20 protein-coding genes and 1 pseudogene are annotated in these 21,865 nt (G+C 70.1%); 3 read left to right on the forward strand and 18 right to left on the reverse strand.

The window, feature by feature from the left end; translation table 11 throughout:
- Positions 1-68: 68 nt before the first annotated feature.
- Together AC1DWC_RS12975 and AC1DWC_RS12980 are read right to left on the reverse strand one after the other, a co-directional pair.
- Entirely contained in the window at positions 69-989 is a 921-nt protein-coding gene (locus tag AC1DWC_RS12975) for a VOC family protein (RefSeq protein ID WP_477908588.1), read from the reverse strand.
- Between the two features lie 15 nt (positions 990-1,004).
- The gene (locus AC1DWC_RS12980) at positions 1,005-2,183 is read right to left on the reverse strand and encodes an acyl-CoA dehydrogenase family protein (RefSeq protein WP_477908590.1); all 1,179 of its coding nucleotides are present in this window, start codon (positions 2,181-2,183) and stop codon (positions 1,005-1,007) included.
- A gap of 394 nt (positions 2,184-2,577) precedes the next feature.
- Here AC1DWC_RS12980 and AC1DWC_RS12985 point away from each other — a divergent pair, with 394 nt between their 5' ends.
- Positions 2,578-3,093, forward strand: a complete 516-nt coding sequence (locus tag AC1DWC_RS12985) for a nuclear transport factor 2 family protein (protein ID WP_477908592.1) — start codon at positions 2,578-2,580, stop codon at positions 3,091-3,093.
- Between the two features lie 248 nt (positions 3,094-3,341).
- On the forward strand, positions 3,342-4,109 hold the full coding sequence (locus AC1DWC_RS12990) for an IclR family transcriptional regulator (protein WP_477908594.1): 768 nt from the start codon (positions 3,342-3,344) through the stop codon (positions 4,107-4,109).
- Positions 4,110-4,183: 74 nt separating this feature from the next.
- Here the strand turns inward: AC1DWC_RS12990 and AC1DWC_RS12995 are convergent.
- The 3 genes and pseudogenes from AC1DWC_RS12995 to AC1DWC_RS13005 all read right to left on the reverse strand — a co-directional run.
- Positions 4,184-5,221: pseudogene (locus AC1DWC_RS12995) on the reverse strand (3-ketosteroid-9-alpha-monooxygenase, oxygenase component); the annotation flags it as partial.
- A 66-nt stretch (positions 5,222-5,287) separates the two neighbouring features.
- Positions 5,288-5,542 carry a hypothetical protein gene (locus tag AC1DWC_RS13000; RefSeq protein ID WP_477908596.1) on the reverse strand — a complete coding sequence of 85 codons (255 nt, stop codon included), beginning with the start codon at positions 5,540-5,542 and terminating at the stop codon, positions 5,288-5,290.
- Between the two features lie 99 nt (positions 5,543-5,641).
- Positions 5,642-6,397 (reverse strand): SDR family NAD(P)-dependent oxidoreductase, encoded by a 756-nt coding sequence (locus AC1DWC_RS13005; protein ID WP_477908598.1) that lies wholly within the window; start codon positions 6,395-6,397, stop codon positions 5,642-5,644.
- 118 nt (positions 6,398-6,515) lie between these two features.
- Between AC1DWC_RS13005 and AC1DWC_RS13010 the strand changes: the two genes are divergently transcribed.
- On the forward strand, positions 6,516-7,100 hold the full coding sequence (locus tag AC1DWC_RS13010; RefSeq protein WP_477908600.1) for a TetR/AcrR family transcriptional regulator: 585 nt from the start codon (positions 6,516-6,518) through the stop codon (positions 7,098-7,100).
- 99 nt (positions 7,101-7,199) lie between these two features.
- Here AC1DWC_RS13010 and AC1DWC_RS13015 read toward each other — a convergent pair whose 3' ends face one another.
- From AC1DWC_RS13015 to mftE, 13 genes are all read right to left on the reverse strand, one after another.
- Positions 7,200-7,694 (reverse strand): hypothetical protein, encoded by a 495-nt coding sequence (locus AC1DWC_RS13015; RefSeq protein WP_477908602.1) that lies wholly within the window; start codon positions 7,692-7,694, stop codon positions 7,200-7,202.
- A gap of 60 nt (positions 7,695-7,754) precedes the next feature.
- Positions 7,755-8,636, reverse strand: a complete 882-nt coding sequence (locus tag AC1DWC_RS13020; RefSeq protein WP_477908604.1) for an alpha/beta fold hydrolase — start codon at positions 8,634-8,636, stop codon at positions 7,755-7,757.
- An 86-nt stretch (positions 8,637-8,722) separates the two neighbouring features.
- Positions 8,723-9,568, reverse strand: a complete 846-nt coding sequence (locus tag AC1DWC_RS13025) for a mycofactocin-coupled SDR family oxidoreductase (RefSeq protein WP_477908606.1) — start codon at positions 9,566-9,568, stop codon at positions 8,723-8,725.
- Between the two features lie 112 nt (positions 9,569-9,680).
- Complete coding sequence (gene eutC / locus AC1DWC_RS13030; RefSeq protein ID WP_477908930.1) at positions 9,681-10,499, reverse strand: ethanolamine ammonia-lyase subunit EutC; 819 nt, start codon at positions 10,497-10,499, stop codon at positions 9,681-9,683.
- Positions 10,500-10,505: 6 nt separating this feature from the next.
- Positions 10,506-11,915 carry an ethanolamine ammonia-lyase subunit EutB gene (locus AC1DWC_RS13035; RefSeq protein ID WP_477908608.1) on the reverse strand — a complete coding sequence of 470 codons (1,410 nt, stop codon included), beginning with the start codon at positions 11,913-11,915 and terminating at the stop codon, positions 10,506-10,508.
- Positions 11,912-13,345 (reverse strand): ethanolamine permease, encoded by a 1,434-nt coding sequence (gene eat / locus AC1DWC_RS13040; RefSeq protein WP_477908610.1) that lies wholly within the window; start codon positions 13,343-13,345, stop codon positions 11,912-11,914. Before eat ends, AC1DWC_RS13035 begins: the two co-directional genes overlap by 4 nt.
- 155 nt (positions 13,346-13,500) lie before the next feature.
- Positions 13,501-14,076, reverse strand: coding sequence for a DUF779 domain-containing protein (locus tag AC1DWC_RS13045; RefSeq protein WP_477908612.1), 576 nt, complete (start codon positions 14,074-14,076; stop codon positions 13,501-13,503).
- Positions 14,073-15,098, reverse strand: coding sequence for an alcohol dehydrogenase AdhP (adhP, locus tag AC1DWC_RS13050; protein ID WP_477908614.1), 1,026 nt, complete (start codon positions 15,096-15,098; stop codon positions 14,073-14,075). The genes AC1DWC_RS13045 and adhP overlap by 4 nt, the downstream gene beginning before the upstream one ends.
- Positions 15,099-15,189: 91 nt before the next feature.
- Complete coding sequence (gene adh, locus AC1DWC_RS13055) at positions 15,190-16,713, reverse strand: aldehyde dehydrogenase (protein WP_477908616.1); 1,524 nt, start codon at positions 16,711-16,713, stop codon at positions 15,190-15,192.
- 139 nt (positions 16,714-16,852) lie between these two features.
- The gene (locus AC1DWC_RS13060) at positions 16,853-18,169 is read right to left on the reverse strand and encodes a sigma-54-dependent transcriptional regulator family protein (RefSeq protein WP_477908618.1); all 1,317 of its coding nucleotides are present in this window, start codon (positions 18,167-18,169) and stop codon (positions 16,853-16,855) included.
- A gap of 87 nt (positions 18,170-18,256) precedes the next feature.
- The gene (gene mftG / locus AC1DWC_RS13065; RefSeq protein ID WP_477908620.1) at positions 18,257-19,723 is read right to left on the reverse strand and encodes a mycofactocin dehydrogenase MftG; all 1,467 of its coding nucleotides are present in this window, start codon (positions 19,721-19,723) and stop codon (positions 18,257-18,259) included.
- A gap of 5 nt (positions 19,724-19,728) precedes the next feature.
- Positions 19,729-21,126, reverse strand: a complete 1,398-nt coding sequence (gene mftF, locus AC1DWC_RS13070; protein WP_477908622.1) for a mycofactocin biosynthesis glycosyltransferase MftF — start codon at positions 21,124-21,126, stop codon at positions 19,729-19,731.
- A gap of 25 nt (positions 21,127-21,151) precedes the next feature.
- A complete protein-coding gene (gene mftE / locus AC1DWC_RS13075) occupies positions 21,152-21,838 on the reverse strand; it encodes a mycofactocin biosynthesis peptidyl-dipeptidase MftE (RefSeq protein ID WP_477908624.1) in 687 nt (228 codons plus the stop codon).
- Positions 21,839-21,865: the final 27 nt, after the last annotated feature.

Below are 21,865 nucleotides of genomic sequence, written 5' to 3' on the forward strand. Positions count from 1 at the left end.
TCCTCTTCTCGCGCCATGCGCGATGCCCGGTCGGGCATCGCTGACTGCGAGAAACGTAGTGAGCTGGCTCACCCCCGAACCACCCCCAAAAAGGGGGTGCCGTGACCCACGTCACCCCCGGGGGGGTTCCGGCGAGACGGCCGCGCGCGGCACCGGGATGCCGTGTAGTAGGCCTCGTCGACGAGCATGCCCTCGGTGCCGAACTCGAGGTCCCAGCCACCGGGTGCCCGCACGTAGAACGAGACCATCTTGTCGTTCGTGTGCCGACCCAGCGTGGACGAGATCGAGAAGCCGAGCCTGCCTACCCGGTCCAGCGCCTGACCGACCGCGTCGAGGGTGTCGACCTCCATCATCAGGTGCACCATGCCCGGAGCCTCGGTCGGCGGCGCCGGGCACAGCGCCAGGCTGTGGTGCCGCCGGTTCACGCCCAGGAACCGCACCCGCTGCGCCGGACCGGGCGCGTCGAGGCGGATCGCACCGCGCGGCCTGAAGCCCAGTACCTCGGTGTAGAAGTCGTAGGACTCCCCGAACCTCGCCGTCGGCAGGACCACGTGACCGAGGCCGTGCTCCCCCGTCACCCAGCGACCGCCGTGACCGGTGACCACCGGCGAGTGGTCGAGCACCGGGCCGAAGAACACCTCGACCCTGGTGCCGACCGGGTCGTCGAAGGCGATGACCTGCTCGGCGTCGCGGTACAGCGACTCCTCCTCGGACAGCACCTCGACCTCGATCCCGGCCTTCTCGACGGACTCCCGGACGCGTTGCAGGGCAAACTGGTCCCGCACCTCCCAGCCCACGGCGAGCGCTCTGTCGGCTTCACCGGGCAGGATGACCAGCCGGGCTCGCCGCTCGTCGACCCGCAGGTAGAGTCCGTCCTCCTCGGGTCCGGAGCCGACGGCCATGCCGAGCCCGTCGACAACCAACTCCCGCCAGCGAACCGGGTCGGCGGTCTGGATACGCAGGTATCCGAGCTGCTTGATCTCTGTCATGGTGGTACCTCTCAGTCAGATCATCGAGCGGTGGACGCCCTGCGGCTCACCGCCGAGCTGGACCAGCGCAGACGAGTGGAAGATCGACCCCGGCACGTGGATCGCGTGCGAGAGGCCGACGTGCGCATCCCGCCAGAAGCGCTGCAGCGGGGTCTTCAGATGCATTGCGCCGCCGCCGGATCGGGCGAAGATCTCGTCGACGGCCCGCACCGCACGCCAGGCAGCCGCGGTCTGGGTACGGCGGCCGACGGCCCGCTCCTCGAAGGTGACCTCCTGGCCCTTCTCCGTCCTGTCCCAGAAGCGGTCGACGGTCTCGAGGATCGCGGCCCGCGAGGCCGCGATCTCCGCTGCGGCGTCACCGATCGCGTAGAGGACGTACGGGTCCTCCTTGATCGGGATGCCGGTGACCGCGACACGCTCCTTCTGGGCTGCGATGTGACAGGCCAGAGCGCCCTCGGCCATGCCGATCAGCGAGGAGGTGATGCCCAACGGGAAGATGCAGGAGAACGGGAAGTTGAACAATGTCTCACTGCGGCCGGCGATCTTGGGAGCGGTGCCGTCGAAGACGGTCTCCGAGTCGATGGTGCGGTAGGACGGGATGAAGGCGTCGGAGACGATCAGGTCCTTCGACCCCGTCCCGCGCAGGCCGACGACATCCCAACTGTCCGGGTCGATTTCGTAGTCCGAGCGCGGCAGCAGCACGTGCAGCACCTTCGGGGGCATCAGCATTGCGCCGTCGGCATCGCCGAGGGCCGCACCGATCATAATCCAGCCGCAGTGGTCGGTGCCCGAGGAGAATGACCACTTGCCGTTGAGGATGTAGCCGCCGTCGACCGGCCTGGCGACGCCCATGGGGGCATACGGGGATGCCATCCACATGTCGTTGTCCTCGCCCCAGATCTCGTCCTGGGCCTTGGTGTCGAAGAACGCCAGTTCCCACGGGTGGACGCCCACGATGCCGGCGACCCAGCCGGTTGCGCCGTCGAGCGCACCGATGGCCATCGTGGTCTCCGCGAACTCGCGCGGGTGCGCCTCGAGACCGCCGTACTCCTTGGGTGCCAGCATGCGGATCACGCCGGAGTCCCGCAGGATCTTCGCCGAGGTGTCCGACAGTCGCATCAACCTGTCGCCCTCGGGACCCTGGGCACGGATCTCGTCCGCGTGCGCCATGATGTGGTCGAGTACCTGTCCCATTGCTTCCTCACATTTCCTGTACTGAAAACTTTTGTGCGCAATATTCTTCGACGATCTGGGTCAACTCAGGACGGCAAGCACGCCGCGGCAGTTCCGCCGGCCCGTCACCCCAGGCCCGCACCCGTGCAACAGAACCTGCGGCGGACGGTCAGTCCCCTCACCGCGACGGTAGTGAGCCGCGCCCCCGTTGTATCGGACCTTCCCGATCAACGGAACACCGAACTGGGTGGACCGTTTTCCCTTGTCCCCCAATGACACTTGTCCCCCAATGACACTTGCCCCCACACCACCGGAGACAAACCCGGGTCCAGCTCACCGGGACCGGCAGCGCCCGCGGCGGCCAACCGGACATAGAACTGATCCGACCGAATCGCCGACCCCGTAAGGAACTGCCATGCCCGACATCTCCCACTCCGACGTCGAAGCGCGCCTGCTCGCGCTCGAACACCAGGTCCGCGAACTCACGGACAGGTCCGACATCCTGCAGCTCATCTACTCCTACGGGCCGGCCGTGGACACCTGCGCCGCCGAGGCGGTGTCCGGGATCTGGACGCAGGACGGCGTCTACGACGTCGACACCGGCTTCCTGCGCGGCCGCACCGAGATCGAGGCCATGGTCGGGTCGGACATGCATAGGGGGTTCGTCCGTGGCGGCTGTGGGCACGTCACCGGCCCCGCGCACCTCATCGTCACCGGCGACACCGCGGTCGCCACTCTCTACTCGCAGTTGATCACCAAGAACCCCGATGCCGACGGGTTCACCGTCAGCCGACTCAGCGCGAATCGCTGGGAACTCGCCCGGGCCGCCGACGGTTGGCGGGTGACGGCGCGTACCAATCGACTCCTCGACGGCGGTGCCGCCGGGCGCGAGGTGCTGACTGAGGGCATCTCGGCCCCGACGCGCCCGTAGTCGCACCCACCGCGGCAGGTGGCTCGTCCTCACCGTGGTCGGCCACCTGCCGTCTCGACTCCCAGTACCGACAGTCCACCCTTTGACCTGCACGGACAGACCGAGCGGGGGCGCGACCCGAGGGCCGCGTGACCGTCGTCACGTCCGTTGGTATAGTCGCCGGACACTGATTGATTGATCGCTTGCTCAATGACCGCCGGGCGCATTCGACGTTCGTTGACACCTCACCACTGGAGGACCAGGAAGCCATGTCGGGTGACGAAAACTCCGCGGTCGCGGTGATCGACCGCGTCTCGATCCTGCTTGACGCCTTCAACGACTGCGAACGGCTCACCCTGTCGGAGCTGTCACGGCGCACGGGCTTCCCCCGCTCGTCCACGCACCGGATGCTCGTGCAACTCGTGCGGGTGCAGTGGGTGCGCAGGCGCGGCCACGCCTACGAGCTCGGCATGAAGATGTTCGAACTCGGCTCTCTCGCACTGCATCACGACAGCGTGCACCGCGCAGCCCTGCCGGTGATGCACCAGCTGCAGTCGACCACGGGGCTGGTCGTCCACCTCGCCGTACTCGACGGATCGGACGTCCTCTACCTGGAGAAGATCGGCAGCAGGTTCACCATGTCGCTGCCCTCGCGCGTCGGCGGGCGACAGCTTGCCATCCACACCGCGCTCGGGAAGGCGATCCTGGCCGGCACCGGGGCGGACCCCGAGACACTGATCGCGCCGCACACCGTCCCTGCCACTCCGCACAGCATCTCGGATCCCGCGCAACTGCGGCGCGAGTTCGCCCGCATCCGCGAACGCAGCGTGGCGCACGACCGCGACGAGACGGTCCTCGGCGTTTCCTGTGTGGCCGCCGCCATCGGCGACGCACGCACCACGGTCGGGGCGATCTCGGCCTGCGGGCCCACCGACAAGATCAACAGCTCGGCGCTGGTGGCGCCGGTCCGGATGGCGGCGCTCGCCACGTGGCGGCGGATGACCGAACAACGTCCGCCCCGAAGCATCCCGGCCTGACGACGGCCCCTGGCAGACGCTTGCGCCCCGAGCGCCAAAGAGGTTGTGCCCCCTGCGCAGACGCGCAGGGCCGGGGTGACGTCCTCGACGTCCACGAAGAACTGGCTGTACCAGCGGCGCAGCTGGTAGACCGGGCCGTCCTCCTCGGTCAGCAGGGGGTTCTCGATCCGAGACTTGTGCTTCCAGATCTCGATGTCCTGCTTGAACTGCACCTCGACGCCCTCGGTGAACATCGTCGCCATGGCCGACGCCTCCTCGTCGGAGACCCCCTCCATCCGCTTGACGGAGGTGCCGAACTGCAACACGAACGAGTCCTGGCTGATGGGGTAGTGGCAGTTGATCAGCTTGGTCTCGACCTTGTTGCCACCCGCGATCGTGTAGACCGTGTCGAGCATGAAGGACGGACCGTAGTAGAACGCATCGGACACCGTCTCCGCGTCCGGCATGTCCAACTGCACACCCGTCTGGATGTCGTCGCGGCCGGACGAGCGCATGTGCTGCGCGGCAACGTGACCCTCGAAGACGTTCTTGAAGAACTCGGGCATCTGGAAGTGCACGTAGAAGAAGTGCGCCATGTCGACGACGTTGTCGACGATCTCACGGCAGTTCGACCCCTCCACCACGAACGAGGTGTAGGTCCAGTCGCTCCACTCGTCGGTCCCCCAGCCCTCGATCTCCGGGATGGTCACCTCGGCCGGCGGCGGGTTGCCCTGCGGGTCGTTCCAGACGAAGAACAATCCGTTGCGCTCCAGCGTGATCCAGCTTCGGGTCTTCGCGATCGGGGGAACCCGGCGCGCATACGGAATCGCGGTGCACCTGCCCTTGCCACCCCAGCGCCAGTCGTGGAACGGGCAGGCGATGTCGTCGCCCTTGATCTCACCCATGGCGAGGTTTCCGCCCATGTGACGGCAGAACGCATCGAGCACGTTCAGCTCGCCCTTGCTGTCCTCCCACACCACCAGATCGGTGCCGAAGATCTTCAGCTGGTGCGGCTTTCCGTCCCGGAAGGACTTCGCCAGGCCGACGCAGTGCCAACCCCGGGCGTAGCGGGTGGGGTTGGAGCCTGCCTCGATGTTGCGGACCTCAGGCTCCACGGCCGATTCCACGCTCATATTTCCTCCATTGTGTTTGACGTGCCGGCCGGGGGCTGTCCCAGCCTGTTCGACGTGTCTGATCGGTCAGTTCAGGCGGCCGGGCGTCGGGCAGCTGCGCCCCGACTCGACGAGGCGGCCCTCGCGGACCGCGGCAGCGACGGTGGCCCGCAGCGCGGTGCAGCTGGCCACGTCCGCGCTGCGGACGCCCCGCTCCGCCAGCGCGCGGAACTCCGCGCACCGGTCTTCGGCGTCCTCGATCCACTGGACGCTGGTGTGGGTCGGGCTGTACTTCTCCACCAGCACCCGGTTCCCACATTTCTGGCAGTCGAGCTCCTGCATGCCGCGGTCCTTCCGATCGGGGTTTCCGAGCGAGACTATGAAGATCCGGCGCACATCCGTAGCCCTTGTTCCGTTGAGCTGTAATCTTTTCCGGCGCTGTCAGCGCATCAGCGCCTGCCCTCCGTCGACCGTGAGGGAATGCCCGGTGACGTACCGCGAGGCCGGGCTGCACAGGAAGACCACCGCGGGCCCGATGTCGTCCTCGGGATCGCCCAGTCGACCCAGCGGGATCGTCGCGAGATACGCCTCGAACTCTGCGGGAGACAACTGTTCCCACTCGTCGAGCATCGCGGTGCGGGCCAGCGGCAGAATCGCGTTCACCCGGATGCCGTCGGCACCCCACTCACACGCGGCGGTGCGAGTGAACACCCGGACTGCCTCCTTGGCCGCCGCGTAGCCGCCGAATCCCGACGGATCCCACTGCACGCCCGCCGCGGAGGCGAGGTTGACGATCGCGCCGTCGCCACGCAGGTGCGGATGACACACGCGCATCATCCGCCAGGTGGCCATCGGACCGGACGCCGTGGCCTCACCGTAGACGCCCTCGTCGAGGTCGAGGAGGCGCCCGTGCGCCGGGGTCTGCGCGTTGTTGACGAGGATCGAGAGCCCGCCGAACGCACCGACCACCTCGGCCACGGTCCGATCGATCTGATCCGGATCGGTGACGTCGCAGCGAAATCCCGCCGCCGCGCCGCCACGGTCGCGGATCTCCGCCACGGCGGCTTCCACCTTGTCGAGCGACCTGCCCACCAACGCGACCGCGGCGCCCTCCCCCGCCAGTGCGGTCGCGATGCCGCGCCCGATGCCCTGGCCGGCGCCGGTCACCAGCGCCACCTTGCCGTCCAACACGCCCATGTCCGCCCCTTCGCCGACTTTCCGGTCCGGCGGCGCCGGACCGAGCCGAAGTGTGGACCCCGTCACGTGACTGATCAAGCGTTCGATCAGCTCAGCGGACACCCGATATGGTGGCCACATGGATCCGCAGGAGCGCAAACGCCAGATTCTCGACTGCGCGGCGAAAGTCTTTGCCGCCAAGGGCGTTGCGTCGACGACCGTCCGGCAGATCGCCGATTCGGTAGGCGTCTACTCCGGCACCCTCTACCACTACTTCCCCTCCAAAGAGGCGATCGTCGTCGAGGTGATCCAGGAGTACCTCCAGGACCTGCGGGAACGTTTCGGTGCGGCCCTGACCGAAGGCCAGGACCCGACCTCGCGGCTCGAGGTGCTGGTTCTCACCGCCCTCACCGCCGCCGAGGCGCATCCGCACGCCACCCGGATCTGGCAGAACGAACTGGACTACATGCAGGAACAGATGGTGGAGGCCGATCTCGGGCCTGCCGCCGCGGAACTCGAGTCATTCTGGACCGACACCATTGCGGCCGGGGTGGCCGAGGGAACCTTCCGCGCCGATGTCGACCAGCGTGTGTTCCACATGCTGTTGCGCAACGCCGTCTGGATGGCGTCGCAGTGGTACCACCCCTCCGCGGAGTACCCCGCCGAGAAGATGGCACGCGACGTGGTGACCGTGTTCGTCGACGGATACCGCGAACGGGGCTGACCGGTCCGGGTGATGTCCCCGGGGTGGTGTCCCGAACGCCCGCGAGCGGTGACGGCATCAGCCGTCGGCCACCGCGGCCGTTCGGGACTGACGAGCGCGCTAGCGGCCGGCGGCGCTGAGGATCTCCTGGCGCAGCTCGGACCACACCACCGTGTAGGCGGCGGCGTCCGCGAGCGAGTCGGCCAGCAGCTCCTGGTAGCGCGAGAGCCGCGGCACGTAGGCCGAGACGTCGTCGAAGATGTCCGATGCCCGGCGGTCCAGGTCGGCGATTGCGGCCGCGTCGCCCGCGACGTCGGCGAACTCCGCATCGAGCGGCTCGAACCGCTCGACGACCTCCGCGAACAGGTCTTCGTCGATGGACACCCGCTCCGCGTCGAGCTGGTCCGTGAGCTCGGCGACACCCGACTCGGTCAGCGCGACCGCGCCGTCACCGGAATCGGCGGCGCGGCCGGCGGCCAGCAGCGCGTCGAGTGCGGCCTGCGCGGAGGCAGCCGAGACGCCGAGCTGCGCGGCGAGCAGGTCGGCGGTCACCGCGCCCTTGAGCCGCACCGTCTGGAGCAGGGCGAGTTCGTCGACGTTTCCTGCAAATGCCATTGCGTATCTCCTTGTTTTGTCCCCGGGGGTACCGACTGTGTTGTCCCCGGGGGTACCAAACTATTCCGCGAGCGGCACCGACGGTTGCGTCAGGGTGGCCAGGAAGCCCCCGACCTGCTGCACGAAGATCGCATTGTCGTCGCCCGCGACCATGTGCCCCGCCTGTGAGACGTTGACCGCCCGCGCGTGCGGGATCAACGCGAGCAGCTCCTCCACCCCGTCCGCGCTGACGATGTCGGACCGGTCGCCGTGCACGAGCAGGGTCGGCACCTCGACGGCCTGGCCCGCGTCCACCATCCGCGGGTAGTTGTCGGCCGGCGTGATGCTGCCGGCGCGCGGCTTGGTGAGGGCGGGGTCCCAGTGCCAGTACAGCCGGCCGTCACGCTCGCGGACATTGCGGCGCAGGCCCTCGACGTTCTTCGGGCGGGTCCGGTGCGGCTGGTAAGCGGCGACCGCGTCGGCGACCTCCTCGAGGCTGGCGAACCCGTCCGGGTTCCCGCGCATGAAGTCGCCTATCCGCTGCACACCCTCGGGTTCCACCTTCGGGGTGATGTCCACCAGGACCAGCGCGCGCACGGTGCCGGGGTTCTCGCCCTCCGCCACCAGGCCGGTCATCCCGCCGAGCGAGGCACCGAAGAGCACCGGCCGGGCGTCGAGCTGGTCGATCACCCCGCGCAGGTCAGCCACCAGTTCGGAGAGCCGGTAGTCGCCCTCCGCCGACCAGTCGCTGTCGCCGTGCCCGCGGGCGTCGAGCGTGTACACGGTCCAGCCCTCCGCGGACAGGTCGGCCGCGGCGCGGTTCCAGGAGTGCCGGGTCTGACCGCCGCCGTGCAGCATCAGCATCACGCCCTGGTCCGCGGCGCCGGCAGCCGGCAGCCACCGGTCGGCCGCGATGGACCCTGCGCCGCCGCGGAACTCGACGGCCTCTCGATTCACGCTCATGACGTACACCATATGAAGCGCGTCGGACGGCGCCCACGCTGGTGGGTCCGCCGCACCCCGGCGCAGGGTGCCCGCCGGCGCAGCGCCTATCCGCCGGCGAACTTCTCCGCGGTGCCGAGATCCACCGGCAGGGCGATTCCGGTGATCCCGCGACCGGTGTCGCCGACCAGGAACAGGACGGCGTCGGCGATCACCTCGGCCTCGACCCAGGGCTCGGGCAACAGGTTGAGCTTCTGCATGATCGCCGCGGTGTCCGCGAGCACCGGGTTCTCGAGGTCCGGGCGGAACCCGCGCACCATCGCCTCGTTGTCGATCATGGTGGTCCGCACATTGCCGGGGTGGACCGAGTTCACGCGAATGTTCGCCCACGCCAGTTCGTTCGCCAAGGACTTGGCCATCCCCCGGACCGCGTGCTTGGCGGTGGAGTAGTGCACGATCCCCGGCACCCCGCGAAGGCCCGCCATCGAACTGATCAGCACGACGGACCCGCCGCGGCCGCCCGCCAGCAGGTGCGGGATCGCGACCTTGGTGCTCTGCCAGACCCCGGTGACGTTGATGTCCATCATCTCGCGGAACTCGTCGGCGGTGAGGTCCCAGGACAGTTTCGGGGACGCGGCGATGCCGGCGTTGGCGACGACGATGTCGAGTCGTCCGAAACGCTCCACCCCGGCGTCGACGGCCTTCTGCAGGGCATCGAGGTCGCGGGTGTCGGCCACCGTCGCGGCGATGCCCCGCCCCTGGGCCTCCACCAGCGCGACCGTCTCGGCGAGGTCCGTCTCCGTGGCCATGTCGTACCCGGCGGTCGCGACCGGTGCGCACAGGTCGACCGCGATGATGTCGGCGCCCTCCGATGCCATCTTCACGGCATGTGCGCGTCCCTGACCGCGCGCCGCGCCGGTGATGAACGCGACCTGACCGGTGAGCTTGCCCATGGTTCTCCTCCACGTGTGACGAAGCTGATTCGCGCCCCATCATCCATCGCCCGCGGGGCCGGGGACGTCGTTTCGCCGGACGCGATCGCGAGGTCGGTCCGGAGGACCCTGCTCACTCGATGGTGAGTCCCCCACCCGAGGTCAACGCGTCGGAGCGGGAGGTGTCCTTCAGGTCGACGCCGGAGCGGCCGAGCCGCCGTGCCCCGGACACCAGGCCCGCGACCACCCGGGCGGCCTCGGTGTACCCGAGCCCCTCGGGCGGGTGGATGTTGGAGATGCAGTTGCGGTCGGCGTCGGCGCGGCCCGGCCGCGGCCGGTGGGTCAGGTAGATGCCGAGGCTGTCCGCCACCGACAGCCCGGGACGCTCGCCGATCAGCACGATCACCGTCTGTACGCCCATCGCCTCGGCGATGTGGTCGCCGAGCGCCACCCGGGCCTGCGTCGCGATCACCGGCGGCGCGATCGAGTAGTGCTCGGACAGCTCCGCGACCAGCGCGGCCAGCAGCGGCCCGCCGTGCTCGCTCAACGCCAGTGGCGAAAGCCCGTCGCCCAGAACGAAACCCAGATCCGCACCGCTTTGCGGTACGACCGCGAGGTCGGCAGGGAGCCGCCCGAGGTCGGGCCGGCGCAGGTACTCCGCCCGGCTCGATGCCCGGCTTGTCACCCGCGCCGCGTGTCCCAGGCCGATCGCCTCGATCCGTTCGGCCAGTCCGTCGACCTCCAGCGGCAGGTGCACCGCGTCGCGGGCGGCCGCATGCGCAGAACGCAGCTCGAGCACCCGGTTCGTCGGCAGCGAGTCACCGGTCCGGCCGAGACCGATCCGGGACTGGGTGCTGCGCCGCAACTGTTCCCAGAAGTCGCCCGTCGGGTCGCCGGGCTGGACCCGGTCGCCCGGGTCGTGGTCCTGCGGTTCGTGGCCCCGCTGTTCGATGTTCACCTATGCCCCCGTCAGTGCGCGCAGCGGCGAGGCGGCCGCGTCCACCGGCAGCACCCGCCCCGACGCGTCGGTCATGCCGAGGCGAGCGAGCCAGGCCTCGAACTCCGGGGCGGGGCGCAGCCCGAGCACCCGGCGCGCGTAGAGCACATCGTGGAAGCTCAGCGACTGGTAGCCGAGCATCACGTCGTCCGCGCCCGGAACCGCGATCACGAAGGCCGCGCCCGCCACACCCAGCAGGGTCAGCAGGTTGTCCATGTCGTCCTGGTCGGCCTCGGCGTGGTTGGTGTAACAGACGTCTACGCCCATCGGCAGGCCGAGCAACTTGCCGCAGAAGTGGTCCTCGAGGCCGGCCCGGACGATCTGTCTGCCGTCGTAGAGGTACTCGGGCCCGATGAAGCCGACGACCGTGTTCACCAGCAGCGGCTGCAGGTCGCGGGCCACCGCGTAGGCCCGGGTCTCGAGGGTCTGCTGGTCCACCGCCCGGCCCCCGGTGCCCAGGTGTGCGCCCGCGCTCAGCGCCGAACCCTGGCCCGTCTCGAGGTACATCACGTTGTCGCCGACGGTGCCACGGCCGAGGGAGCGGCCCGCGGCGTTCGCCTCCCGCAGCAACGAGATGTTCACGCCGAAACCGGAATTGGCGCCCTCGGTACCCGCGATCGACTGGAAGACGAGGTCGACGGGTGCACCCTCGGCGATCAGGTCCATCGTCGTGGTCACGTGCGAGAGCACGCAGGACTGGGTGGGGATGTCGAAGCGAGTGCGGATGTCGTCGAGCAGGTGCAGCAGGTCCGAGGTGGCGTGCGGCGAGTCGGTCGCCGGGTTGATCCCGATCACCGCGTCGCCACAGCCGAGCAGCAGCCCGTCGAGGGTGGCGGCCGCGATGCCACGCGGGTTGTCGGTCGGGTGATTCGGCTGCAGCCGGGTGCTGAGCCGGCCGGGCAGGCCGACGGTGGTGCGGAACGCCGCGGTGACCTCCACCGCCCGCGCCACCGCGATCAGGTCCTGGTTCCGCATGATCTTGCTGACCGCGGCGACCATCTCCGGCGTCAGCCCCGGCGCCACGGCACGCAGGATCGCCGCGGCCCCGTCGGTGGCAGCCACGGCCAGCAACCAGTCCCGCAGGCCACCGACGGTCAGGTGCGAGATCGCCTGGTACGCAACACGATCGTGCGAGTCGATGATCAGCCGGGTGACCTCGTCGGTCTCGTACGGCACCAGCGGCTCCTGCAGGAACGTCTCGAGCGGGACCTCCGCGAGCGCCCACTGCGCCGCCGCCCGCTCGGCGTCCGAGGCTGCCGCGCACCCGGCGAGCTCGTCGCCGCTGCGCAGCGGCGTCGCCTTCGCCATCAGCTCGACGAGCCCGTCGAAGGTGTGGGTCACGCCCCGGATCTGCTGACGGTAGGTCGTCATTCGAGTTCCTCCTCGGCCTTCGCGAGCATCGCGAACTCCTCGTCCGGGGAGTTCGCCACCAGGTGGTGTCGACTGTAGAGGCCGAAGTAGGCCATGAAGGCCGCGAACGCCGCCACTGTCCACATCGCCGCGGTCACGTCGACCAGGAATGTCGCGATCACCGCGCCGACCGCGATCACCAGCGCGAAGGAGGTGGTGACGATGCCGCCGGGGGTGCGGTAGGGCCGTGGCATGTCCGGCTCACGCCGGCGCAACACGATGTGACTGACCATCATCAGCACGTAGCTGACGGCCGCGCCGAGCACCGCCATGTTCAGCAGCATCGCGCCCTCGCCGGTGAGCGAGAGCACGAAGCCGACGATGCCCGGCACGATCAGTGCCAGGACCGGCGCCTTGCGCGAGTTGGTCACCGAGAGGCGGGTCGGCAGGTAGCCGGCGCGCGAGAGCGCGAAGGTCTGCCGGGAGTACGCGTACATGATGGAGAAGAAGCTGGCGACCAGGCCGGCGAGGCCGATGTAGTTGACGGCCTTGGCCGCTCCCCCGTCGCCGAGCGCCTGAACCAGCGGGTTGCCGGAGGTGGACAGCGCCTCCGCCCCGAGCGCGCCGGTGGCCAGGAACAGCACGCCGGCACCGGTCACGATCAGCAGCAGCATGCTGATCCGGATGCCACGGGGCACGTTCTTCTCGGGCTCGCGGGCCTCTTCGGCGGCGAGCGGGACACCCTCGACGGCCAGGAAGAACCAGATCGCGAACGGCACCGCGGCCCAGATACCGAAGGCACCGAACGGCAGGAAGGACGACGCACCGACCGCCGAGGTGTCGACGGGGATGTCGGTGAGGTTGCTCGCGTCGAACAGGCCCCACGCGGACACCGCGAAGACCACCAGGCCGACCAGCGCGATCGCGGTGATCACGAACATCGCCTTGAGCGCCTCGCCGGCACCGGTGAGGTGGATGCCGATGAAGATCGCGTACACCGCCAGGTACACCCACCAGCCGTCGGTGATCCCGAACAGGCCCAGGGACTCCACATAGCCGCCGATGAAGGTGGCGATCGCCGCGGGCGCGATCGAGTACTCGATGAGAATCGCTGTGCCGGTGGCGAATCCGCCCCACGGGCCGAGGGCGCGCCGGGCGAAGGTGTAGCCGCCACCCGCCGCGGGCAGCGCGGAGGACATCTCGGCCATGCCGAGCACCATGGCCAGGTACATCGCGGCGATCACGATGCCGGCGATGAGCAGGCCGCCGAAGCCGCCGTGCGCCAGTCCGTTGTTCCAGCCGGCGTAGTCACCCGAGATCACGTAGCTGACACCGAGTCCGGCCAGCAGCAACCAGCCCGCGGAACCGGACTTCAGCGTGCGTTTCGCGAGGTACTCGCTGTCCTCGTTGTGAAAATCCTCGTGTGAGGGCTTGCTGACGGTGATTGCCATGGCGACCTCCTCCTTCGGATAGATGGTCACACGACACGGGGAGGCACCACCAGTGGCAGCGGGGCTGCGGCACCGGCGGGGGTACGCGTCGAGGGAGGATGGGAGGGCTGGGACAGGAGGCGACCGGCCAGGTCGCGGGCGGTGCGACGCCTCGCCTACGGCAGGCCGCCGCTGACGTGGGTCGAATCCGCGGCAGCACCGCGGGTTCGCGTCGCAGGCACCGGGCAGGCCTCGACCGATTCCGTCACCACCTGCGGCTCGGCAGGCGGGGCGGGGCGAGCGCCCTGCTCCCACTGCTCGCCGGTGAGGGGCGGGTCCGCCGCGAGCGCCGCGACCTCGTCCGCGGTGAAGGCTCGGGCCCGGCTGAGGAACCGCAGGCCCTCCGGCGCCTCCAGGCTGAACCCGGAGCCGCGGCCCGGGACCACGTCGAGCACAAGTTGGGTGTGCTGCCACACCTCGAACTGGGAACCCGAGATCCACACGGGTACGGCGTCGACGCCGTCGGGCAACGAGTTCGCGCTCTCCCCCGCGGCGAGCCGGAGATCGAGGAGCCCGACCAGTACGTCACGGTCGCCGACGATGAATTCCCCTGCGGGGTAACACATCGGCGCCGAGCCGTCGCAGCATCCGCCGGACTGGTGCATCATCAGCGCCCCGTGGACACCGGCCAGCCGGCGCAGGAGCCCGACCGCACCGACGGTCGCCACGATGCGGCCGGGCACCTCGCTCACGCAAAGTCCAGGACGATGCGGCCGTCGACCTTGCCCGCACGCAACTCGTCGAACACGTCGTTGATCTCCTCGAGTCGACGGACGTGCACGGTCGGCTTGATCGCGCCGCGGGCGTAGAAGTCGAGCGCCTCGGCCATGTCCTGCCGGGTGCCCACGATCGATCCGCGGAGGGTCAGGCCCTTGAGCACCGTGTCGAAGATCGGTGCCGGGAAGTCGCCGGGCGGCAGCCCGTTGAAGGTGATCGTCCCGCCTCGTCGGGCCATGCCGATGGCCTGCCCGAACGCCTCGGGATGCACCGCGGTCACCAGCACCGCGTCGGTGCCGCCGGTCGCTGCCTGGATCACCTCGACCGGATCCTCCTCGGCCGCGTTGACCAGGACTTCGGCGCCGAACTGGCGGGCGAGTTCGAGTTTGTCAGCCGACACGTCGACGGCCGCCACCCGCAGTCCCATCGCCACCGCGTACTGGACCGCAAGGTGACCGAGGCCGCCGATACCCGAAATGGTCACCCACTGACCGGGTTCGAGATCGCTGACCTTGAGCCCCTTGTAGACCGTGACGCCCGCGCACAGCACCGGCGCGGCCTCGACCAGGTCGGCCCCGTCCGGAATGCGGGCGGCGAAGCGGGAATCGACCAGCATGTACTCCGCGAACGAACCGTTGACGGAATAGCCTCCGTTGACCTGCTTCTCGCAGAGGGTCTCCCATCCGGTGCGGCAAAACCTGCATTCCAGGCACGCCGACCAGAGCCAGGCGTTGCCGACTCGCTGCCCGACCTCCAGTTCGGTGACTCCTTCGCCGAGCGCCACCACGGTGCCAGCCCCCTCGTGACCGGGCACGAACGGCGGACTCGGCTTGACCGGCCAGTCGCCGTTCGCGGCATGCAGGTCGGTGTGGCAGACGCCGCTGGTCGCGACCTTCACCAGCGCCTCGTTGCGGCCCGGCACGGGGATCGGCAGGTCCTCGATCGTGAGGGGCTTGCCGAACTCGTGGACCACCGCGGCCTTCATCGTCTCGGACATCAGGTCCTCCTTGCACCACTGGTAGGGGAACCGGGGCGCCCGCCGAGGGGCAGGGACGCGGGCGCCCCGGTCGTTCACTGCGCCGCAGGACTCAGAAGAAGCCCTGCGCCTTCGGCGCGTAGCTCACCAGCAGGTTCTTGGTCTGCTGGTAGTGGTCGAGCATCATGTGGTGGTTCTCGCGACCGATGCCGGACTGCTTGTAGCCGCCGAACGCCGCATGCGCGGGGTACTGGTGGTACGTGTTGGTCCACACCCGGCCGGCCTGGATGTCGCGTCCGGCCCGGTAGGCGACGCCGCCGTCGCGCGACCACACCCCGGCGCCGAGACCGTAGAGCGTGTCGTTGGCGATCTCGATGGCCTCGTCGTAGTCCTTGAACGAGGTCACCGAGACGACGGGTCCGAAGATCTCCTCCTGGAAGATGCGCATCTTGTTGTTTCCGGTGAACACGGTCGGCTGCACGTAGTAGCCGCCGGCCAGGTCGCCGCCGAGGTCGGCCCGCTCGCCGCCGGTGATCAGCTGGGCGCCCTCCGCCTTGCCGATCTCGATGTACGAGAGGATCTTCTCGAGCTGGTCGTTGCTGGCCTGCGCGCCGATCATGGTGTCGGTGTCGAGCGGGTTCCCCTGGCGCACGGCCTTGGTCCGGATCGCGGCCATCGCGAGGAACTCGTCGAAGATGTCGGCCTGGATGATGGCGCGCGACGGGCAGGTGCAGACCTCGCCCTGGTTGAGCGCGAACATCGTGAAGCCCTCGAGCGCCTTGTCCTGGTAGTCGTCGTTTGCGGCGAGGACGTCGGAGAAGAAGATGTTGGGGCTCTTGCCGCCGAGTTCGAGGGTGACCGGGATCAGGTTCTGCGAGGCGTACTGCATGATCAGCCGGCCCGTGGTGGTCTCGCCGGTGAACGCGATCTTCTTGATCCGCGGGCTCGACGCCAGCGGCTTGCCCGCCTCGGTGCCGAAGCCGTTGACGATGTTGAGCACGCCGGCGGGCAGCAGGTCGCCGATGATGCCGATCAGGTGCAGGATCGACGCCGGGGTCTGCTCCGCGGGCTTGAGGACGATCGCGTTTCCGGCGGCCAGCGCGGGCGCAAGCTTCCACACGGCCATCAGGATCGGGAAGTTCCAGGGGATGATCTGGCCGACCACGCCGAGCGGCTCGTGGAAGTGGTACGCGACGGTGTCGCTGTTGATCTCCGACAGCGAGCCCTCCTGGGCGCGGATGGCGCCGGCGAAGTACCGGAAGTGGTCGATGGCCAACGGGATGTCGGCGTTGAGGGTCTCGCGGATCGGCTTGCCGTTGTCCCAGGACTCGGCGAGCGCAATCGACTCGAGGTTCTGCTCCATCCGGTCGGCGATCTTGTTCAGGATGACCGCGCGCTCGGCGACCGAGGTCTTGCCCCAGGCGGGCGCCGCGGCGTGGGCGGCATCGAGGGCGAGCTCGATGTCCTCGGCGGTGCCGCGGGCGATCTCGCAGAAGTTCTCGCCGGTGACCGGCGTCGGGTTCTCGAAGTACTGGCCCTTCACGGGCGCTACCCACTGTCCGCCGATCCAGTTGTCGTAACGGGACTGGAAGGACACCGCTGCATCCGGCGTACCGGGGCGGGCGTACACAGTCATCGATGACTCCTCGTGTGTGTTCGGGGCCAGGCCCGGGCAGGTGCGTCGGACCACGACCCCTGGGGTTTTGACCAGAACAGGGGCTGTGATCCAGAACACTACGAGTCGGATGGTTGCAACAACGTTGCGTTCGGCGAAGTCATCCGCCGAGCTTGCGGTCGAGCATCTCGACCCGGGCCCTGACCTGCGCATACATCGGCGAGTCCGGCGCAATCGAGGACAGGTAGGCGGTCCAGGAGGCGGTGTCCTCGCGGCCCTCGGGGGTCGACGTCCAGCGGGCCAGCAGCGCGGCGTCCCCGCCGCGCAGCAGGGCTGCCTGCATTCCGCTGCGCAGCTGCTCACGGATGTCCTCGACGCCGGGTGAGACCGAACCCGGCAGCACCGGCCCGCGGTAGGCGGCCAGGGCCGCCGCCGCGTCGCCCCGGCCGAGCGCGCGCCGCACCTCCCCGACGTCCGAGACCAGGTCGGTGAGCAGTCGGTACGGCCTCGACCCGAGGCCCTGCGCGCCGAACACCTTGCGCAGCCGGGACATCTCGGCCCGCACGGTCACCGAGTCCAGGTCCGACTCGTCGAGCAGCATCGCCAGCTGGTCGGTGCTCAGGCCCTCCGGCCGGTCGGCGAGCAGCAGCAGGATCTCGGCGTGCCGCTGCGAGAGGGTCACCCGGTCGCCGTCGCGGACGAGTGTGGGCCGCTCGGACCCGAGGACCTGCAGGCGCGGAGGTCCCGCGCCGAGCAGCCGGGGTGAGTTCAGCAGGTGCAGTCGCAACTCGGACTCCGCTGCGGCGACCGTGGCGCGGACCAGGGCCAGCACCTCCGGCACCGCGACCCGGGGGCCACCGGTGATGTCGATCGCGCCGATGATCTGCCCGGTCATCGGGTCGTGCACCGGGGCCGCCGAACAACTCCAGTCGTGCACGGTGCGGCTGAAGTGCTCGGCCCCGAAGATCTGCACGGAGTGGTCGAGCGCGATGGCGGTGCCGGGCGCGTTGGTCCCGACCCGCTCCTCGCTCCAGTCGGCGCCCTCCGCGAAGTTCATCGCCAGGGCACGGTCCTTCGCCGCGGAGTCGCCCTCCACCCACAGCAGCCGGCCGCGGGCGTCGCTGATCGCTACCAGCAGTCCGGTGTCCGCCGTGTCCTCGACCAGCAGCTTGCGCACCACCGGCCGGATCAACGCCATCGGATGCGCGGACCGGTACCGCTCGAGTTCGTCGGCGCCGAGGTCGACGACGGCCTCGCGGCCGTCCGGGTCGACGCCCTTGCTCCGGCTACGCAGCCAGGAGTCGAGCACCACCGAGCGCACACCGGGGCGGTCCGGATCGCCGTCGCCCGCCGCCCCGTCGGCGAACGCGCCGTCCACGAACGAGCTGTGCGCGTTCGAGTTCGTGCGTGCCAACTGCGCGACATCATCACCCGGTCGAACGGCCACCCAGGGGTTGCCGTGCGGCTGTCTGGTCACTCGGTCTCCTCCATGACGTCAGGGCCCACTGTAATGCCAATCACACGGCGGCCGGCGGAGGAAGAGCTGGTCAGGCGTCCAGACTGGTCACATCTCGAGAAAATCGGCCACCCGCTCCGCGATCATCACGGCCGTCGCATGCGGCCCACGGGAGGTGAGCTCCGGCATCACCGAGGTGTCGGCCAGCCAGAGCCCCTGCACCCCCAGCACCCGGCAGCGCTCGTCGACCACGTCACCGGGGTGCGCCCCGCTGCCCATCCGGCAACTGCCCGACAGGTGCATCGAGGTACCGACGCCGGCGCGCATGGCCGCGGCCGCCGCGCCGGGTTCCGGTGGCTCGAGCAACCCGTCGAACGCATCCGAGCGCAGCAGTCGCTCGGCGAGGTCGAGCCCGGCGCGCATCCCCACGCGGTCCGCGGCGGTCCGCAGGTACCGGTACCGGACCAGCGGCGCGGCGGCCGGGTCGGCGGAGCGCAGGACCACCTCGCCGCGGCTGTCCGGGCGCATCAACGCCACCCCGAGCCGGCCGAGCGGATCCACCACACCGGGGATCGCCTCACCGAAGGTGGCGGTGTACGGCCGCAACTCCACCGGCCCGGTGTCGAGGTCCGCCTCGAGCACCGTCTCCAGCAGCGGCGTGGTGCTCCGATGTGGCAGCGGGCGACGGCGGTAGCCGACCGTGACCTCCGGGTGGTCGGTGAATCCCCTGCCGACTCCCCGACTGTCCACCAGCACGTCGAGGCCGAGCGCCGAAAGCTCTTGCGCCGGACCGATACCCGAATGCATCAGCAGGTGCGGGGTGGCGACCGCGCCGCAACACACCACCACCCGGTCCGCGTGCAGCGCCCGCCGCCGTCCCTGCTCTTCCACCTCCACCCCCACCACCCGGGGGCCGGCGAACAGCAGCCTGCGCGCGGTGGTTCCGGTGTGCACCCGCAGGTTGGGCCGGGCCGGGCCGGCGCCGAGGTAGGCCTCGGCGGTGCTGACCCGCAGTCCCGACGCGGCATTGCGCGGCACCGGACCCACCCCGACGGCGTCGGGCTCGTTGAGGTCCGCCCGGTACCCGAACCCGGCCGAGGCGCACGCCGCGACGAACGCACGACTGACCGGGTGCAGGTCCTCGGCGGGTGTGCGGGTGACGGGCATCGGGCCGGCGTCGCCGTGCCAGCGCCGCTCGCCCACCGGGTCGGTCTCGAGTCGCCGGAAGTACGGCAGCACCGCCTGGTACGACCAGCCGGCCGGCCAGCGCGAGAAGTCGGCTGCCGCGCCTCGCACGAAATACCCGCCGTTGACCGCGCCGGACCCGCCGAGCACCCGCCCACGCGCGAGGGTCGTCGGGATCCCCGGTTCGAGTTCGGCGGGGTAGGTCCAGGTGAGTTCGCTCGCGGGGCCCACCGGCAGCGTCCCGACCGGGCCCGGGGCCGGGGCGGGTGGGCCGGCTTCCACCAGAACGACTGTGCGGTCCGGGTTCTCGCTGAGCCTGGCCGCGACCACGCACCCTGCGGACCCACCGCCGACGACGATCACGTCGGCCACCGGCGCCGGGGCCGGCACGCGGGTCAGCCCTTCAGTCGGGGCGTCAGCGCGGCGAGGCTGCGGTCGCTCACCGCACCGCGCCAGAGCCCGGTGCCGTAGGCGATGTCGTCGAGCCGCTTGAACAGCACGTGCCGGACCGGGCCCAGCCCGCCCGGCTCTCGATGCGTCCACCAGTCGGCCGCGCCCTCGGCGATCGCGACCGCCAGCACCGCGCGCCGCACCCGCGGGGACACCACGGCCGCGAACACCGTCACCGGCCAGTAGTGCCGGCACATCGCCGAGGCCAACTGCCAGGCCCCGCCGGCCAGCCCCTGCGCCGCCAGCACCAGGGCAATCCGGGTCGGCTTGTCCAGTTCACGGAAGGTGCGGCGCAGCCGGACCACCGTCACCGTCTGGGTCACCAGGGCACCGACCACGCCGATCCGGGTGCCCGTTGCCAGCAGGACCCAGGACGCCAGCGTCCACCAGGACATCGCGACCGGCGGCACCAACCCGGCGTGCCGGGAGGCCAGCGGCGCCGCGCTGGTTCCGTAGAACACCTTGCGGCCGAACCAGTTCCGGAACGAGACCCGGTGGTCGTGCGCGACCCGGGCGATCGGCTCGTAGCGCAGGCGCCAGCCCGCGTCGTGCAGGCGCCAGCACAGGTCGACGTCCTCGCCGACGTGCATGGAGGTGTCGAACCCGCCGCAGTCGTCGAGGGCGCAGCGCCGCACCACCATCGCGGCGCTGGGCACGTAGGACACCGCGCCGCCGGCCCGCACCGACGCCTCCTTGCGGCCCAGGTCCAGGGAGGACCGCGCATGCTCGTAGCGGGCGATCGCGCCACCCTCGGGCACCAGCGCGACGATCCGCGGGGCGACCATTGCCACCCCGGGGTCGCTGAAGTGACCGAGCATCGCGTCCAGCCAGCCCGACCGCGGCACCACGTCGGAGTCCAGCAGCGCCACGAATTCGGTTGTCACGGAGTCGATTCCGGTGTTCCGAGCGGCGGCCGGCCCCTGCGAGGTCTCGTGTCGGAGCACCCGCACGCTGCCGCGTCCGTCGGTGACCGGCGGCGGTGTCACCGGGGTGTCGGAGCCGTCGTCGACGACGATGACCTCGAGTCCGCGCAGGGCGGGCAGCAACCGGTTCAGGCCCGCCGCGTTGTTGCGGAGCGGGATGACCACGGTGACGTCCCGGATCGACGGCGAACTCATCGGCCGCGGATTGGCCACCCCGGAGTCCAGGAGATGCCGCGCGACCGCGGCGGACTGCGAGTCCACCACCTTGAGGTAGCCGTCGCCGATCATCGCGGCGGCGGTGGGCGCGAGCTTGAGCATGCGAGTGGGGGTACCGCCGATGAGGACCTGTCCCCCGGAGAAGGCACGCACTCTCGGGTCGATCCGCACCCCGAATCCGTCGGGTAGCCGGGCTTGACGCATCAGGTGATCGTATTCGGATCTGCTCTCACCGCAACATCCCGTTGGCATCGGGTTTCCAGCGGTCGACGGCGGCTCGGCAACGGGCCACCATCTGCTCGAACACCAGTGCCCCTTCGGCCGCCGTGGATCCCGTCGGGTCGCCCAGCACCCCGTTGGGGCTGACCGCCGCGACGCCGCCCTCTCGCAGCGCGGGCAGGATCTCCCCGATCGGCCGGCGATCTCCGGGTTCGGCCAGGTCAGGACGCACGGCGTCCGGCGAAAGGTGCAGCAGCAGTGACGTTTCGGTGTGTCCGGCATGGGCGTCCGCGCCGGGCACCGAACAGGGCACCCAGGCCACGTCCCGGCCCTCGTAACGCAGCAACGCAACCGCCTCGGCGAGGGCGGGGGCATTGCCGCCGTGGCCGTTGACGAGCAACACGCGCGGGGCCCAGCGACACGCCGAACGGCCGTACTCGACGACCGTCGCCTGCAGCGCCGACGTGCCGAGCGAGACCGTGCCCGCGAACCCCTCGTGCTCGCCGCTGGCCCCGTAGGCGATGGCGGGCGCGAGCGCGAACCCCGACAGGGCGGCCGCGACCGCCGTGGCGATCCGGGTGTCGGTGTCCAACGGCAGATGCGGGCCGTGCTGTTCGAGCGACCCGACCGGGACCGCCAGCGCGGGCCGCCGTGCCCCGACGTCCGGCCAGGTGGCGTCGGCGAGGTTGTTGGGCATGCCCCGAATGCTAGTGCGCAGCCCCGG

Source organism: Rhodococcus sp. P4_C10 (assembly GCF_056402135.1).

Bases quoted from the DNA above. Each gene is read 5' to 3' on its own strand.
- AC1DWC_RS12975 (WP_477908588.1), bottom strand. From the start codon at position 989: ATGACAGAGATCAAGCAGCTCGGATACCTGCGTATCCAGACCGCCGAC.
- AC1DWC_RS12980 (WP_477908590.1), bottom strand. From the start codon at position 2,183: ATGGGACAGGTACTCGACCACATCATGGCGCACGCGGACGAGATCCGT.
- AC1DWC_RS12985 (WP_477908592.1), top strand. From the start codon at position 2,578: ATGCCCGACATCTCCCACTCCGACGTCGAAGCGCGCCTGCTCGCGCTC.
- AC1DWC_RS12990 (WP_477908594.1), top strand. From the start codon at position 3,342: ATGTCGGGTGACGAAAACTCCGCGGTCGCGGTGATCGACCGCGTCTCG.
- AC1DWC_RS13000 (WP_477908596.1), bottom strand. From the start codon at position 5,542: ATGCAGGAGCTCGACTGCCAGAAATGTGGGAACCGGGTGCTGGTGGAG.
- AC1DWC_RS13005 (WP_477908598.1), bottom strand. From the start codon at position 6,397: ATGGGCGTGTTGGACGGCAAGGTGGCGCTGGTGACCGGCGCCGGCCAG.
- AC1DWC_RS13010 (WP_477908600.1), top strand. From the start codon at position 6,516: ATGGATCCGCAGGAGCGCAAACGCCAGATTCTCGACTGCGCGGCGAAA.
- AC1DWC_RS13015 (WP_477908602.1), bottom strand. From the start codon at position 7,694: ATGGCATTTGCAGGAAACGTCGACGAACTCGCCCTGCTCCAGACGGTG.
- AC1DWC_RS13020 (WP_477908604.1), bottom strand. From the start codon at position 8,636: ATGAGCGTGAATCGAGAGGCCGTCGAGTTCCGCGGCGGCGCAGGGTCC.
- AC1DWC_RS13025 (WP_477908606.1), bottom strand. From the start codon at position 9,568: ATGGGCAAGCTCACCGGTCAGGTCGCGTTCATCACCGGCGCGGCGCGC.
- AC1DWC_RS13035 (WP_477908608.1), bottom strand. From the start codon at position 11,915: ATGACGACCTACCGTCAGCAGATCCGGGGCGTGACCCACACCTTCGAC.
- eat (WP_477908610.1), bottom strand. From the start codon at position 13,345: ATGGCAATCACCGTCAGCAAGCCCTCACACGAGGATTTTCACAACGAG.
- adhP (WP_477908614.1), bottom strand. From the start codon at position 15,098: ATGTCCGAGACGATGAAGGCCGCGGTGGTCCACGAGTTCGGCAAGCCC.
- adh (WP_477908616.1), bottom strand. From the start codon at position 16,713: ATGACTGTGTACGCCCGCCCCGGTACGCCGGATGCAGCGGTGTCCTTC.
- mftF (WP_477908622.1), bottom strand. From the start codon at position 21,126: ATGCGTCAAGCCCGGCTACCCGACGGATTCGGGGTGCGGATCGACCCG.
- mftE (WP_477908624.1), bottom strand. From the start codon at position 21,838: ATGCCCAACAACCTCGCCGACGCCACCTGGCCGGACGTCGGGGCACGG.